General features: G+C 66.0%; 10 protein-coding genes. 5 read left to right on the top strand and 5 right to left on the bottom strand.

The genetic code is table 11. The features are described from left to right. Positions 1-67 precede the first annotated feature (67 nt). The 4 genes from wecB to ACQCSX_RS07425 form a co-directional block, all read right to left on the bottom strand. Positions 68-1,219: a non-hydrolyzing UDP-N-acetylglucosamine 2-epimerase gene (wecB, locus tag ACQCSX_RS07440; RefSeq protein ID WP_427018377.1), complete on the bottom strand. Its 1,152-nt coding sequence runs from the start codon at positions 1,217-1,219 to the stop codon at positions 68-70. Positions 1,220-1,370: 151 nt separating this feature from the next. Beyond that, positions 1,371-2,999, bottom strand: a complete 1,629-nt coding sequence (locus tag ACQCSX_RS07435) for a hypothetical protein (protein WP_427018376.1) — start codon at positions 2,997-2,999, stop codon at positions 1,371-1,373. Positions 3,000-3,174: 175 nt separating this feature from the next. Then, a complete protein-coding gene (locus ACQCSX_RS07430; protein ID WP_427018375.1) occupies positions 3,175-3,360 on the bottom strand; it encodes a hypothetical protein in 186 nt (61 codons plus the stop codon). Between the two features lie 216 nt (positions 3,361-3,576). Then, positions 3,577-4,158, bottom strand: coding sequence for a YdcF family protein (locus ACQCSX_RS07425; RefSeq protein WP_427018374.1), 582 nt, complete (start codon positions 4,156-4,158; stop codon positions 3,577-3,579). A gap of 100 nt (positions 4,159-4,258) precedes the next feature. Here ACQCSX_RS07425 and ACQCSX_RS07420 point away from each other — a divergent pair, with 100 nt between their 5' ends. The 4 genes from ACQCSX_RS07420 to rsmD are packed head-to-tail and all read left to right on the top strand — an operon-like array spanning position 4,259 to position 9,069. After that, complete coding sequence (locus ACQCSX_RS07420; RefSeq protein WP_427018373.1) at positions 4,259-5,275, top strand: thiamine-phosphate kinase; 1,017 nt, start codon at positions 4,259-4,261, stop codon at positions 5,273-5,275. Continuing rightward, positions 5,265-6,251, top strand: coding sequence for a DAK2 domain-containing protein (locus ACQCSX_RS07415; RefSeq protein ID WP_427018372.1), 987 nt, complete (start codon positions 5,265-5,267; stop codon positions 6,249-6,251). Before ACQCSX_RS07420 ends, ACQCSX_RS07415 begins: the two co-directional genes overlap by 11 nt. Continuing rightward, entirely contained in the window at positions 6,238-8,466 is a 2,229-nt protein-coding gene (locus tag ACQCSX_RS07410; RefSeq protein WP_427018371.1) for an ATP-dependent DNA helicase RecG, read from the top strand. Before ACQCSX_RS07415 ends, ACQCSX_RS07410 begins: the two co-directional genes overlap by 14 nt. Before the next feature lie 24 nt (positions 8,467-8,490). After that, a complete protein-coding gene (rsmD, locus tag ACQCSX_RS07405) occupies positions 8,491-9,069 on the top strand; it encodes a 16S rRNA (guanine(966)-N(2))-methyltransferase RsmD (RefSeq protein WP_427018370.1) in 579 nt (192 codons plus the stop codon). A 209-nt stretch (positions 9,070-9,278) separates the two neighbouring features. On the opposite strand, the gene ACQCSX_RS07400 is transcribed toward rsmD, so the two are convergent. Beyond that, on the bottom strand, positions 9,279-11,165 hold the full coding sequence (locus tag ACQCSX_RS07400; protein WP_427018369.1) for an O-antigen ligase family protein: 1,887 nt from the start codon (positions 11,163-11,165) through the stop codon (positions 9,279-9,281). Between the two features lie 69 nt (positions 11,166-11,234). On the opposite strand from ACQCSX_RS07400, the gene ACQCSX_RS07395 reads away from it, so the two are divergent. Next, positions 11,235-15,002, top strand: a complete 3,768-nt coding sequence (locus tag ACQCSX_RS07395; protein ID WP_427018368.1) for a carboxypeptidase regulatory-like domain-containing protein — start codon at positions 11,235-11,237, stop codon at positions 15,000-15,002. Positions 15,003-15,012: the final 10 nt, after the last annotated feature.

The raw sequence follows: 15,012 nt of genomic DNA, 5'->3' as shown, positions 1-15,012 counted from the left end.
GACGCAAGGGGCGCAGCACAGGATTGTGCTGCGCCCCTTGCGTTCTTTTGCTTGGACGCCGTGGTGGCTAGACGCAGGCGGTGCCGAACTCGTCGATGCGGGTGCCGGTGCCCAGGAGCTGGGCGATGGCGGCGAGGGTGCGGGCCGCGGCCCGGCCGTCGCCGTAGGGGTTCACGGCGTTGGCCATGGAGGCGAAGTGGTCCCGGTCGTGGAGCAGGCGGTGGACCTCGGCGACGATCTTCTCCTCGCCGGTGCCGATCAGTTTCACGGTGCCGGCGGTGACGGCCTCGGGGCGCTCGGTGTTCTCCCGCATCACCAGCACCGGCTTGCCCAGGCTGGGGGCCTCCTCCTGGACGCCGCCGGAGTCGGTGAGGACGATGTGGGCCAGCGACAGCATCCGGGTGAATTCACCGTAGGCCAGCGGCTCGGTGACGATCACGTTGGTCTTGCCCTCCAGTGCGGGCAGGACGGCCTCGCGGACCACCGGATTCTTGTGCGCCGGCAGCACGATCACCAGGTCCGGTTCGGCGTCGGCGATGCGGGCCAGGGCCCGGCCCATGCCGCGCATGGCATCGCCTTGGTTCTCGCGGCGGTGCGTGGTGACCAGCAGGATCTTGCGCCCGCTGGCGGCCAGTTCCTCCAGCTGCGGGTCGGTGAAGGGGATGTTCTTGTCCACGGTGGCCAGCAGGGCGTCGATGACGGTGTTGCCGGTGACCACGACGTCGTCGGCGTTGATGCCCTCGGCCAGCAGATTGGCCCGGCTGGTGCTGGTGGGGGCCAGGTGCAGGCTGGCGATCTGGCTGGTGATCTTGCGGTTGGCCTCCTCCGGGAAGGGGGAGTGGAGGTTGCCGCTGCGCAGGCCCGCCTCGACGTGGATGACCGGGATGCCGTGGTAGAACGCGGCGATGGCTCCGGCGGTGGAGGTGGTGGTGTCGCCCTGGACGATGACGGCGTCGGGCTTGCCCGCCTTGAACAACGTGTCCAGCCCGTCGATGGTGCGGGTCATGATGGCCGAGAGGGACTGGCCGGGCTGCAGGATGTCCAGATCGTGGTCCGGGACGATGCCAAAGAGCTGGTTGACCTGGTCCAGCATTTCGCGGTGCTGTCCGGTCACGGTGACCACGCAGTCGAAGAGCTCCGACTGTTCGAGGGCGGCCACGATGGGAGCCATCTTAATGGCCTCCGGACGGGTACCGAAAATCGGCATGACGACGGGCATAGCTTTTCCCCCAGCGATAGGTGTATTGATCCGTTGGAGCCTAGCTGCCCGGGGTTAACGCGAGTGAGTGCGCTGGTTAACGGGACAGGAACGGCTGGAACAGAGATATCCAATGTTCGCACGGATCGTTGTCGGCAAGGAATCCGAGTGGCTAGCCGAGTTTCGAAAAGTATGCGTCGTTCGTCTGTCCCCAGCCGTTGGTGACGTTCACCATGTAGTACTTCCCTGGCCCCACGGTGGTTGGGCCCACGAGTGCCGTGATGGTTTGCAGCCGGGGGTTCAATCCCTGCTGTTGCCCGTAGGCGGCGTTGTAGCCGCTGCCAGCGACGGTGGCTCCCCGGACCTGCCCCGCAGCGTCGGTCCATTTCACCGCAACAGTGGCACCGCTCAGGTTGAACCCCGTCACTTGGACAGCACCTGTGGCCGCATTGAAGAATGCGTCGGTAATCACGGGCGTGGTGTTTCCGGCCTTGATCTGTTGGGCCAGCGTCTGGCCGTTGACGGTGCAGGTGTAGTACGAGTCCCACATGAACGAGATGACCTTCGCCGGAGCGTTGGCCATTTGCTGGAGCTGGCGGTCGATGCGTGCCTTCGTCGTCTGTCCCCGCGTGTTGGTGTCGCAGGTGTTGGTGCCTACGGGCGGAGCCATTCCTTCCATATTGGCCCACAGGGTTGCACCTGTGCCGGCTACGCCCTGGGCAGCTGCCAGATAGAAGTCACGGTTGGGGGCCACATATTTGCTGCCCCATGCCCCCGCTCCTACGTAGGCCGCGGCATATTGGTCCACCGGCAGGGCCGCCTCGTCGCCAAAATAGGAACCACCCAAGGATGTTCCCATCCCGTCCTGGACGGCAATGTACAGGGCGATGCCACTTCGGGTCAGTGCGATTCGTCTGGCCGCGTTGCCCGCCTGGGCCGGAGTGATGTGGCCTCCCGATGAAATGCGCGAGTCGATGTAGGGGCTGACGACGGCGGCACGGGTGGGCAGGATCCGGGCTATCGCCTGGTTCTGCACGGTGTACAGCGTGAGCACCGGGTCGAAATAGGTGCTGTCGCTTAGTGGCATTTCCATGTGATGGTAGAAACCCGCCAACCCGGCGACATTGTTCACGGCCGCTTGGAACTGCAGGAAGCGGATGGTGAACTGGTTGAAGGTATCGAGGTAGGAAAGATCCGGCAGGTTGTTCAGGTCGGTCCTCTTGATGGGGTCGGGCATCCCGGCGTAAAAATGCATTCCCAGTGTGGTGGCAGCCGCAGCCATGGAGACTGCCGCGTCGGCAGCCGCAGGGTTTCCACCGCTGACCACGACAACGTCGTAGATTCCGTTGGGTGAATTGCAGGCTCCACCTTGGGCGGCAAAAACCAAGATGGTGAACAATTTGCCGTTGCTGGTGATGCTCATGTCCCGCGGGCATTTGAGCGCAACGGTTCCCCAATGACTGCCGTCCGAATAGGTAAAGATCCGGCCGATGGCCACGCCGGTGGCAGCAGCCTGTGCACAGTTGACACCGCCGATCAGGCAGTCCGCGGGCACCGTGGCCAAGGATGCAGGCCTGAGTGTGTTCCCGAAGGCGATGACGGTATCGCCGCCCACGGCTTTGATGTCCGTGAGTTTTTGGATGTTGGCCGCATCAGTGGTGCTGAGGGTAATGAAAAAGCCACTGATCGGGTTGGCCGGCGGATCCGAAGGTGCGGCGGCCGAAACCGAGGCGGCCGTGGCCACGAAGGCCAAGCTGGCAATGAAAGCCAGGACGGGGTGCGTGCGGGGCCTTGATTTCATGGCAGATCCTTGGCCAAGAGACCAGAATCCTCATTCCCCCTAGCCATAGGGTGGGCCGCTGCCGGACAAAAAGCAATGCTTTCGCCGGAGCGCTCGGGGCTGGGCCAATCGAAGCCGTGTCCGATGCGGTGTACGCCGGAAATGGGTGCCGGCCTGCAAGAATTCTGCTGGCCGGTCAGTGCAGGAAAACGAGGGCGGCAATGAGCGCCGGTATGGCCAGTGAAACCGCGATGACCATAAGCAACGCAATCTTCTTTTTCAAACGCAATTGGCGTTCGTCGGTGCCGGCTGGAGCGGGAACCGGCAGAGGTGCCTCCACCTTCGCCTCAGCTTTGGCATCCCACAGCTCCGTCAGGAACACAGGCCTCGTCCGGCCGGCAGCGGGCCGCGCCGAAACGCTTCGCATCCTTGGCTGGCGCATATGCCGGCCAGCGGGGTAGGGGCCGGAGCGCGATGGAGGTTGTCCCACGATGTCCCCTGAATTTGGCGTAGTGCAGCAGATGCTGCCGTTTAAATTCTTACACTATGCCAGCGACTATTCACATTTGGCAGGGTGCCCCGGGATGGGGGCGGGAGGTTACCGGGGTGCCTTGCATTGGGGCGACAGCCACGCATCCAAGAGGCCACCGGTCTCAATGACAAATCGGCGCAGCCATTGGGCGATGGAAATCTTTGGCTCCGAAACGATCATTTGGACATGTGCGGAGGTGCATTGCGAGATCAGGGTTTGGGCCCGTGTGGCGTGGTACCGCGATGTCACCACAACCACCGAATGCCACCCCTTCGCAGCAATGAGGTCCGCGATGGCCGCGGCCTCGCCCCGGGTGTCCAGGGTGCCGGCCTTGAAACATTCCAGCTTCACATTGATGACCCCCGCGTAGTTGCACAGTGCATCGGCACTGACGTTGCCGGCGCTGTTGGTGTGCGAGATGGCCAGGGTTGGTGCCAGAGAGTTCTCCGCCAGGCCCAGGGCCACCGGCAGGCGTTCCCGGCTGGCACCGCCCAGCATGATGACGGCGTCGGCGTGCTGGGGAGCCGACTGCGGCGGATTCGCGAAGAGCACGATGGCCGCCACCAGCCACAGGGACAACAGCGCGGCGACGGCAATGGTGCCTTGGACAAGAGGTCGCCTGGCGGTCTGCGGGAGGAGTCGGGGCACCTGTCCATGCTACTGGCTGGGAACTGCCCCCATTCAGCCGGCACCGGCCCGGGCACCCCTTGCTTGGGCGCTTGTCCGTGCCGCCATATACGGTTGAAGCATGACGTTGACTGTGGCAGAACTCTCCGAATCCGCCCTGCTGGCCCGGATCTTCCCGCGCCTGAAGGGCAGTGAGTCGGTGCTGCTGGGCCCCGGCGACGACGCCGCCGTGCTGGCCGCCCCGGACGGGCGCATGGTGGTCTCCATCGACACCCAGGTGCAGGACAAGGACTTCCGGCTCCAGTGGCCCAACGGCTACCGGACCACCGGCTACGACGTCGGCTTCAAGGCCGCCGCGCAGAACCTCAGCGACATCAACGCCATGGGCGCCGTGCCCACCTCACTGGTGGTGAGCCTGACCCTGCCCGGCACCACCGAGGTGGCCTGGGTGGAGGGGCTGGCCGAGGGGCTGGTCGCCGCCATCGAAGAGCTGGGCGCCACGGACTGCTCGGTGGCCGGGGGAGACCTCTCCGCCGGGGCCGAGATCGTGGTGACGGTGGCTGTGATGGGCTCGCTTGAGGGCCGGGCGCCGGTGCTGCGTTCCGGGGCCCGGGTGGGGGATGTGCTGGCGCTCGCCGGTTCCGCCGGAGTTGCAGCCGCCGGCTGGGCGCTGCTGGAGGGCCCGACGCCGTCGTCGAAGTTCACGCCGGCCATGGCCGACGCCGCCCGGGACTTTTGCCACCCGCGGCCACCGCTCGCCGCCGGACCCGCCGCCGCGCTGGCCGGGGCCACGGCCATGATGGACGTCTCCGACGGGCTGTTGCGCGACGCCGCCAGGATCGCCGCGGCCAGCGGTGTGCGGGTGGACCTGGACCCGGCGGCCCTGGGCGCCTTCGTGGACAAGATGGCGCCGATTGCCGCCGTCGTGGGCGCCAATCCGTGGGCCTGGGTGCTCTCCGGCGGCGAGGACCACGGCCTGTTGGCCACATTCGCCGACGTCGCACAGCTGCCCGCGGGGTTCACTGCGATAGGCTCTATCATGCCCGGGGACGGCTCGCTGCCCTCGGTCACAGTGGCCGGCGGCGACGCCTCCGGCTTTGGCGTAGGTACAGCGGGATGGGATCACTTTGCAGTCTAGGATTGCCGCCAATGCGCACGCGTTGAGGCGCTGGCTGGCCAAGGCCGAGGAGACCTTGGGCAACCACAGCGACCGGCTCAACGCCATCAACATCTTCCCCGTGGCCGACGGCGACACCGGTACCAACCTCTACCTCACCGTCCGGGCTGCCTCCGCTGCCGCCGCGGCGCACGAGGGCGCCGACGCCGGCGCAGTCATGGCCGCTGCCGCCCGTGCCGCCATGGAACAGGCCCGCGGCAACTCCGGCACGCTGTTCTCCGTCTTCCTCGCCGCCTTTGCCGAGCCCCTGGCCGGCCAGCAGCGCCTGAGCGGACCGCTCTTGGCCGCCTCCCTGCACCGCGGCTCCATCCGCTGCTGGTCCGCGCTCAGCGATCCGATGCCCGGCACCATGCTCTCCGTGCTGGAGGCCAGTGCGCGCGGCGCCGCGACGGCCGAGTCGGCCCAGAACGGCGATGACAGCAACCATGCCCTGGCGCTGACCCTGGACGCCGCCGTCGACAGTGCCCGCGAGGCCGTCGTGCTGACCGAAAGCCAGCTTGGCCCGCTGACAGCGGCCCACGTGGTGGATGCCGGCGGCGTCGGACTGCTGCTGGTGCTGGACTGCCTGCGCTCGGCGATCCTCGGCACGGAACTCGAGGAAGCCCTGCTTGACTCGCTCTCCGGCTACGACGTCCAGGATCCGCACCTGGCCGCCACCTTGCCCGCGGACACCGGCGTGGAGGTCATGTGCACCATCTCGCTGACCCCGCTGGCCGCCGCCGGGCTGCGCATGCAGCTCGACGAGCTGGGGGACTCGGTGATCATGAGCGCCGTCTCCGAGCAGGCCGACGACACCGGCGGCTACCCGTGGCGGGTGCACGTCCATGTGCCCGAATCCGAGCTGGCGCTGGATCTGATCCGGACTGCCGGAGACCCCTCCAATGTCAGCATTACGGCCCTCAACGCGGCCACGGCAGATGCCCATGGAATCCCCTAAGCCCGCACACACGCCCGACGACTTCGACCTGCCGCTGGGCCGGCTCCTGGGCGCGCCCACGGGCACCAAGCTGGAGAAGCAACTCGGGCTGGCCACGGTGGGGGACCTGCTCAACCATTTCCCGCGCCGCTACATCAACCGCGGCGAGCTCACCGAGCTGGGCAAGCTGCCGCTCAACGAGGATGTCACGGTGCTGGGCCGGGTCACGTCCAACAGCACCCGGTCCATGCGCAGCCGCAAGGGTTCCATCACCGAGGTGGTGATCACCGATGATTCCGCCCAGGGCTCCACGCTGAGCATGAGCTTCTTCAACGGCTGGAACGCCAAGACCCAGCTGGCCGTGGGCAAGCTGGCGTTGTTCTCCGGGAAGGTCAACAGCTACCAGGGTGCCGCAACCCTGACCAACCCCAGCTTTGAATTCCTGCCCGACGACGAGCTCGCGCCGGCCGAGGCCGAGTTCATGGCCAGCCGGCCCATCCCGGTGTACCCGGCCACCGCGAAGCTGACCAGCTTTGCCATTGCCAAGTCCGTGGCGGCCCTGCTGGCCGTGGTGGACCTGGCCGCCGTGGGCGATCCCATCCCCGCCGCCGTGGCAGGCCGCGAGCGGTTGCTGCCGCTGGAACACTCCTACCGGCACATCCACACCCCCTCGACCGAACGCGAGTGGCAACAGGCCCGCAAGCGGTTCAGGTACCAGGAGGCGCTGGTGCTGCAGACGGCGCTGGCCCGCCGGCGCGCGCAGACCGAGGCCCTGCCCGCGACCTCGCGTCCGGGGACGGTGGGCGGCCTGCTGGACGCCTTTGACGCCCGGCTGCCGTTCACGCTGACCACCGGGCAGCGGGAGATCGGCAACCTGGTGGCCACCGAGCTCTCCAAGCCCCACCCCATGCACCGCCTGCTCCAGGGCGAGGTGGGTTCGGGCAAGACGGTGGTGGCCCTGCGCGCGATGTTGCAGGTGATCGATTCCGGCGGCCAGGCCGCGCTGCTGGCCCCCACCGAGGTCCTCGCGGCCCAGCACTTTGCCTCCATCCGGGCCATGATGGGCCCGCTGGCCGAGGGCGGCATGCTGGGCGGGGCCGACGGCGGCACCCAGGTGACGCTGCTGACCGGCTCGATGCCCACCGCCGCCCGGAAACGGGCCCTGCTGGACGCGGCCGCCGGCAGCGCCGGCATTGTGATCGGCACGCATGCCCTGCTCTCGGACAATGTCCAATTCGCCGACCTGGGCTTGATAGTGGTGGACGAGCAGCACCGCTTTGGCGTGGAGCAGCGCGATGCCCTGCGCGCCAAGGCCGCCAAGCCGCCGCATGTGCTGGTCATGACGGCCACCCCCATCCCGCGCACCGTGGCGATGACCATCTTCGGCGACCTTGAGGTTTCCGAGCTCACCGAGCTGCCCGCCGGGCGCGCTCCCATTGGCACCCACGTGGTGGGCCTGGCCGAGCACCCCGGCTGGGTGGCGCGGCTGTGGAGCCGCTCCCGGGAGGAGATCGACGCCGGACACCAGGTGTTTGTGGTCTGCCCCAAGATCGGCACCGACGAGGAGGGTGACGGAGATGGCGACGGCTCGGGGCCGCCGCCCGAGAACGGCGAGAAGCGGGCGCTGGCCGAGGTGGCCACCGTCGCCGAGCTCCTGCGCAACGAGCCCGTGTTGGCGGGCACCCGGATCGGCATCCTGCACGGCAAGCTTGACCCCGCCGTCAAGGCCGAAACCATGGCGGCGTTTGCCTCCGGCTCACTGGATCTGATGGTCTCCACCACCGTCATCGAGGTGGGCGTGGACGTGCCCAACGCCACCCTGATGGTCATCGTGGATGCGGACAGGTTCGGCATTTCCCAACTGCACCAGCTGCGTGGACGGGTGGGCCGTGGCGGACTGCCCGGGACCTGCCTGCTGGTGACCACGCTGGAACCGGTCCATCCGAGCCGGCGCCGGCTGGACGCCGTCGCCGCCACCACCGACGGTTTTGTCCTGGCCCAGGAGGACCTCGCACTGCGCCGCGAGGGCGATATTCTGGGATCATCACAGTCCGGCGGACGGTCGGCCCTGCGGTTCCTGCGCGTGGCCCACGACGAGACGACGATCGCCGCCGCACGCAAGGATGCGTGGGAGATTGTGGCCGAGGATCCCGCGCTGGACGGCCACCAGGCCCTGCGCAGCGCGATGGAAGCATATTTGAACCCCGAGAAGGAGGCGTTCCTTGAACGCGGATAGTGCGGCAGACGCCGGAGCGCACCGATGAGCCGGATCATTGCCGGAGTGTCCGGCGGCACGCCCCTGGTCTCGGTGCCGGGCAACGCCACTCGGCCGACGACGGACCGCGTCAAGGAGGCCTTGTTCTCCCGGCTGGAATCCCTGGACGTCATTCTGGACGCCCGGGTCCTTGACCTGTATGCGGGGTCCGGAGCGCTGGGCGTGGAAAGCGCCAGCCGCGGCGCCGCCTCGGTGGAGCTGGTGGAGTTCGATGCCAAGGCTGCGGCCGTCTGCCAGCGCAACGCGGAGGCCATGAACCAGGCCCTGCGCCGCCGCGTGGTGGGCGTGCAACGCTCCAAGGTGGAATCGTTCCTGCAGCGGGTCTCACTGGCCGGGGTGGACCGCTGGGACCTGGTGTTCCTGGACCCGCCCTACCCGCTGGATGAGGACTCGCTCGCGGCCGTGCTGGTGGCACTGGCGCCGTCGCTCAACCCCGAGGCCGTGGTGGTCGTGGAGCGCTCCTCACGGTCCCCGCAGCCGGTGTGGCCCGATGCGCTGGAGCTGTTCGCGCAGAAGAAGTACGGCGAAACGATGATCTGGTTCGCCCAGCCCGCAGGGGAGTAGCTCCGGCTGCTCGTTGGTTTCGGTGGTCGAGCGAAGCCGAGACCTCCCCGCAGGCTCCCAAAGTTCGCAAGCTCACTTTGGGTCCCTCGCCGTCGAGGGCCCCCCGCACCCGACGGCGGTGGCCGGGGACGCGCCCGGCCCCCCAGGTTTCGGCTCCGCAAGCTCCGCTCAACCAGCGGTGCCCGGTGGTCGAGCTTGTCGAGACCTCGCTATCCGCCGAGCTGGTCCGCCCTGGCTGCTGCCTCGGTGGCGTTGTCCACCTCACCGAGGCGCTCGTAGACCTGGGCCAGGATCCTCAGCGGCGTTGGTGAATCTGGAGACAGTGATGCCGCCGTCTTGAGATCGCTGATGCTCCGTTCCGGCTCGCCCAGACCAAATTCGGCCACCCCGCGCTGGGTGTACAGCCCCGATGAGTTGGGTGCCTTGATGATCAGGGCGTCAAGGACGTCGCGCCCCGCAGCGAGGTCGCCGCTGTAGATGTGCCCGATGGCCAGGGCGAGCCCTGCCTCCACGGAGTCCGGAGTCCGGGCGGTTGAGATGCTGGCCCACTCGACGGCGTGGGTGGCCGCCGCCTGGTCGCCGTTGGTGGCATCTCCCGCGAACGCCTGGGCGGCCAGCAACGCGGTATCGCTGTCCCATGGCCTGAGTTGGTAGGCCAGTTGGAAGTGCTGCTCTGCCAGTGCCGTGTCCCCGGTCCCCACCGCCCTGGCACCGGCAGCCATGGGCCATTCGGCGATGGTGGCGGGTACGGCAACCGCCAGGGCGGCCGCGAGGGCCGTGGCTGCGCCAATCGTGCGGGCCGCCGCGAATCGTTTGGCGGACATGAGCGTCCGTAGCCTGTCCGGAATCAAGCGGCCCGACGGCGCCGTCGTCGTCGCGATCAGCCCGCCGCACACCAGCAGTGCCAATGGTGTGGTGCCCGGCGAACTGAAGTGCGTCAACAATCCGGCCCCATATGCGATGACGGCGGCAAATGCTCCCACCAGATTTGCCCGCGACTGTTTGTCCGGCGCATTTCTAATTTGCTCCACGGCATATCGGAGCACCAGAATCCCCAGTGCACAGGCGGACACCAGAAGCGGCACACCTCCCGCCACCAGGGCCTGGAGGATCCACATATGCGGGGAATCCGGCGGAAAGGAATCCCCAAATTGCTGGGCCCATTGGCGGGTTTCGTAGCCGGGTATGGCGTCCACAAAACCGCTGGGGCCAAGTCCAGCCAGCCAATGGTCTTTGATGAGCATCAAACTTTGCTGCCACAGGAGCCAACGCCCCGAGACCGTGTCGGGGCTGAAGAGGCGTTCACGCGTGCCGGCACTGAAGACCACCAGAAGCGTGAGGGCGAGAATGCTGCCAATGGCGATGCCCGCCCTCGGAAAGAGCCTTGCCTTCTTGTCCCCGAACCCGAAAAGCGCCCCCGTGGCAGCCACCAGCACTAATCCAAGAAGGGCCGCGCGGGACCCGGACAGGACCGCCGTGAGCACGGCGGCGGCCAAGCCCGAGCGCAGCAGCCACCGCCAGGTGCCGCCCCGCATCAGGGCAGGACGCGAGAGAAGTCCAGCGATCATGACGCCAACCAGTCCCTGGTCGGTGGCATTCCCCAGCGTCGCTCCGGGCCGAAGGTCTGCAGCCCCACCCAGCGGCCGCAGCCCGACCGCCTCCAAAAGACTGATGGTGGCCAGCGCCAGGGATGCCACTGCCAGCACTCGGTGCAGCAACGCCCAGGCCGCGACGGAACCGCCCCCGCCCAACAATCTGGCCCCCAGCGCGAGCATGGCCAGGTAGAGGCCCAAGGTGGCAGCACCCTCGTAGCGCGGCCACCTGCCCACAAAGCTGGCCAGAGGATCGACCGAGCGGGCTATCGCCACGAATAGGACACCGGATCCGATCCATAAAACTGCAATTGCAGCGCCGGGCAGCCGTGCCTTCCGGGCGGCAAATAGCCCAAAGCCCAAGGCAACAAGGAGGACAACGATTTTGATCCAGGTAAACCTAAAAAGCCCTCCGGGCTGGTAGGCCACGAGGGACGCTGCGATGAGGCACAGGGACACGGCGCCGGCTGTGCCCGCCATACCAGCCTTCGACGTTTGATTCACACCGCTCCTGGGGAATGTTACGCATAAATAATTCATTGTTACCGGACGCCGCGGGCATGGATAGCCGTAGTGAATGGCGCGCTTGATGAGGGGCGGTTTTCGCCGTGGAATCCGCCAACAGAAACCATATCCCGTCCGGTAGCCTCATTCCGTTACGCTAACGCGTTTTATTGGGTGTGGCGGCTTTCGTCGCCACTGGAATTATTGGGGGAATACATGTTTCGAAGATGGACCAGATTAAGGCCAATAATGGTCATCGGGTTGCTATTGACAGCACTGTGCATGGCCGGGGTTGTTCCGGCCGCTGCCGCGACGGCCACGGGGTCGATCAGCGGCAAGCTCACGGCGCCTGCGGGCATGAGCCTCACCAATATGTTTATCCACGTGTATACCGCTGACCAGCAACAACACGTTGGTCTTACCACTCTTGGAGCGGACAATACGTACAAGATCCCGGACCTGCCCGCTGGATCCTACAAGGTGCACTTCTCCGCTTCCCAGTCCGGGGGCATAGAGCAGTGGTACAAGAATGCCACTTCCTTTGGTGCGGCCACTGTCGTCACCGTTGCGAACGGCCAGAACGTCACAGGCATCAACGACACCCTAGTCAAGGGCGCCACGATCAGTGGAAAGCTCACGGCACCGGCCGGTGTAAACCTCCTCAATACGTCCGTCACTGTGTATACCGCTGGTCAGCAGTCCAGTGTGGGTTATGGCTACGCCAACGCCGACGGCACGTACAAAGTCTCGGGCCTGGCAGCCGGTGCCTACAAGCTGCAATTCACGGGGTCAGCATCCGGGGTCTTGGACCAGTGGTACAAGAATGCCCAGTCCTTTGCGACGGCCGCTACCGTCACAATTACGACCGGGCAGGACCTTACCGGCATCAATGACACGCTGGTCAAGGGCGCGACGATCAGCGGAAAGCTCACGGCACCGGCCGGTGTGTCGTCATTCCAGACAACCGTCACTGCCTACACCGCTGACCGGCAAAGCAGCGTCCGTATGGGCTGGGTTGACTCGGTGGGTGCATATAAGCTCTCAGGTCTGCCTGCCGGTTCCTACAAACTCCAATTTTCAGGCTTCCAGACGGGAGTGTTGTACTCGTGGTACAAGAACGCCCAGTCCTTTGACGCGGCCACCGTGGTGACCGTTGCGGGTGGGCAGGCCATTACTGGTATCAACGACACGCTTATCAAGAGTTCCTCGATCAGTGGAAAGCTCACGGCCCCGGCTGGGACCGATCTTTCGCAGGTGAACGTTAATGTCTACCCCACCACTGGTCCGGGCTATTACGTAGCCAGCGGTTCGGTTGGTGTGGACGGCGCGTACACTGTCCCCGGCCTGTGGGCGGGGTCCTACAAGGTGCAATTTTCCGCGTCACAGTCGGGCGCCGTGGACCAGTGGTACAAGAACACCAAGACCTTTGATGCGGCCACCGCGGTGACCGTTGCGAGTGGTCAGAACGCCACAGGCATTAACGACACGCTGGCCAAGGGGGCGACGATCAGCGGAAAGCTCACTGCGCCGGCCGGGGTGGACCTCGCCCAGACACAAGTCGATGTCTACGCTGCTGACCGGCAACAAGCAGTTGGTGCGGCATCGGTGGGCGCCGACGGCACGTACAAGGTCGTCGGCCTGCCTGCCGGTTCCTACAAGCTGCTGTTTGTCAATTACCGGCAGCTGTCCGGCGCCCGGGACCAGTGGTATAAGAATGCCAAGTCCTTTGACGTGGCCACCGTTGTGACGCTCAACAGCGGGCAGGACGTTACGGGCCTCAACGACACGCTGGTGAAGAGCTCGTCCATCAGTGGAAAGTTCACGGCGCCTGTCGGCGTGAACCTTGCCCAGACAAGCGTCAGCGTCTACACCGCTGACAGCCAAAATTACGTGGGTTACAGCTATCTCAACGTGGACGGGACGTACAAGGTCCCGAACCTGCCGGCCGGTTCCTACAAGATGATTTTTGTCGGTAACCAGTCCGGCGCCCCGGACCAGTGGTACAAGAACGCCAAGTCCTATGAGACGGCCACCGTGGTGACGCTCAAGAGCGCGCAGGACCTTACCGGCATCAATGACACGCTCGTCAAGGGCGCAACGATCAGTGGAAAGTTCACGGCTCCGGCCGGCAGCAGCTTCGCAAATTCCAGGGTCTCTGTCTATACAGCCGACAAACAGCAACCTTCCCAGATTGGATGGGTTGGTTCGGACGGTACGTACAAGGTGGTGGGCCTGCCCGCCGGTTCCTACAAGCTGCAATTCGTGACGAACAGTCCAGACACGGCGGACCAGTGGTACAAGAACGCGAAGTCCTTTGACACGGCCACAGTGGTGACCGTTGCGAGCGGTCAGAACGCCACCGGCATCAATGACACGCTCGTCAAGGGCGCAACGATCAGTGGATCGATCACTCCTGTCAGCGCGGGCGAGTGGTACCCCGTGGCGGTCATGGACCAATCCGGAGTGGTTGTAAAATCCGGCTACACTGATTCATCCACGGGCGCCTACAGCATCACTGGCCTGGCTGCAGGGTCCTACAAGGTCGCCTTCAACCGTGCCAGCGGTTCGTCCCTCGCGGAGGCCCAGTACTACCAAAACAAGAGCGAGTCCCTGGGCGTGGGCGCAGCCAAGCCACTCACCGTCGCGGTGGGGCAGACGCTGTCCAACATCTCCGCAACCCTGGCCACGGGTGGATCGATCACGGGGACGTTGGTGGACAAAGCAGGGAAACCGATCGCTGACACAAATGTCACGGCCTACACCAAGGACCGCAGCCTGATTGCTCGATCTACCCAGACTGACAGTGCTGGAAAGTTCACGATCAGCGGGCTCACCACCGGCAAATATGTTTTGGTTGCCAATTCCACAGGCTACGGACCCCAAGCCAGCTTGGGGAAGCTCTATTCCGGGAATGCCACCACCGAGGCCGCTGCAACACTGGTGAGCACCACCGTGGGCAAGGCGACCGCCCTGGGTGTGATGTCGTACGCGGCGGTGGCGGCGCCGAAGGCGTTGACGGCGGCTCCGGTGCCGACGATCTCCGGGTCTGCGGTGTCGGGGTTGAAGCTGACAGCGACGGCGGGTGTGTGGTCGCCGGCTCCGGTGGCGTTGGCATACCAGTGGAAGCGTGCCGGCGTCGCCATCGCCGGGGCAACCGCCAGCACCTACACGCTCACGTCCGCCGACGTCGGCAAGACGATCACCGTCACGGTGACCGGTTCGAAGGCCGGGTACGCCACAACATCCAAGACCAGCGTGGCGACGGCGGCGGTCACGGCGCCGAAGGCGTTGACGGCGGCACCGGTGCCGACGATCTCCGGGTCCGCGGTCTCGGGGTTGAAGCTCACCGCCACTACGGGGGTGTGGTCGCCGGCTCCGGTGGCGTTGGCGTACCAGTGGAAGCGGGCCGGTGTCGCCATCGCAGGGGCAACCGCGGCCACGTACACGCTCACGTCCACCGACGTCGGCAAGACGATCACCGTCACGGTGACCGGTTCGAAGGCCGGGTACGCCACAACATCCAAGACCAGCGTGGCGACGGCGGCGGTCACGGCGCCGAAGGCGTTGACGGCGGCACCGGTGCCGACGATCTCCGGGTCCGCGGTCTCGGGGTTGAAGCTCACCGCCACTACGGGGGTGTGGTCGCCGGCTCCGGTGGCGTTGGCGTACCAGTGGAAGCGGGCCGGTGTCGCCATCGCAGGGGCAACCGCGGCCACGTACACGCTCACGTCCACCGACGTCGGCAAGGCGATCACCGTCACGGTCACAGGATCCAAGGCCGGGTACGTGACGGCGTCCAAGACGAGCGTGGCGACGAAGGCCGTTGCCGCCAAATAGCAGCGGTCGC

Origin of the sequence: Pseudarthrobacter sp. P1 (assembly GCF_050156935.1) — a bacterium.
In the GTDB taxonomy this organism is placed as follows: Bacteria; Actinomycetota; Actinomycetes; order Actinomycetales; family Micrococcaceae; genus Specibacter.
The sequence above is the reverse complement of the archived record's forward strand: the minus strand, read 5'-3'. Positions and strand labels throughout refer to the sequence as shown.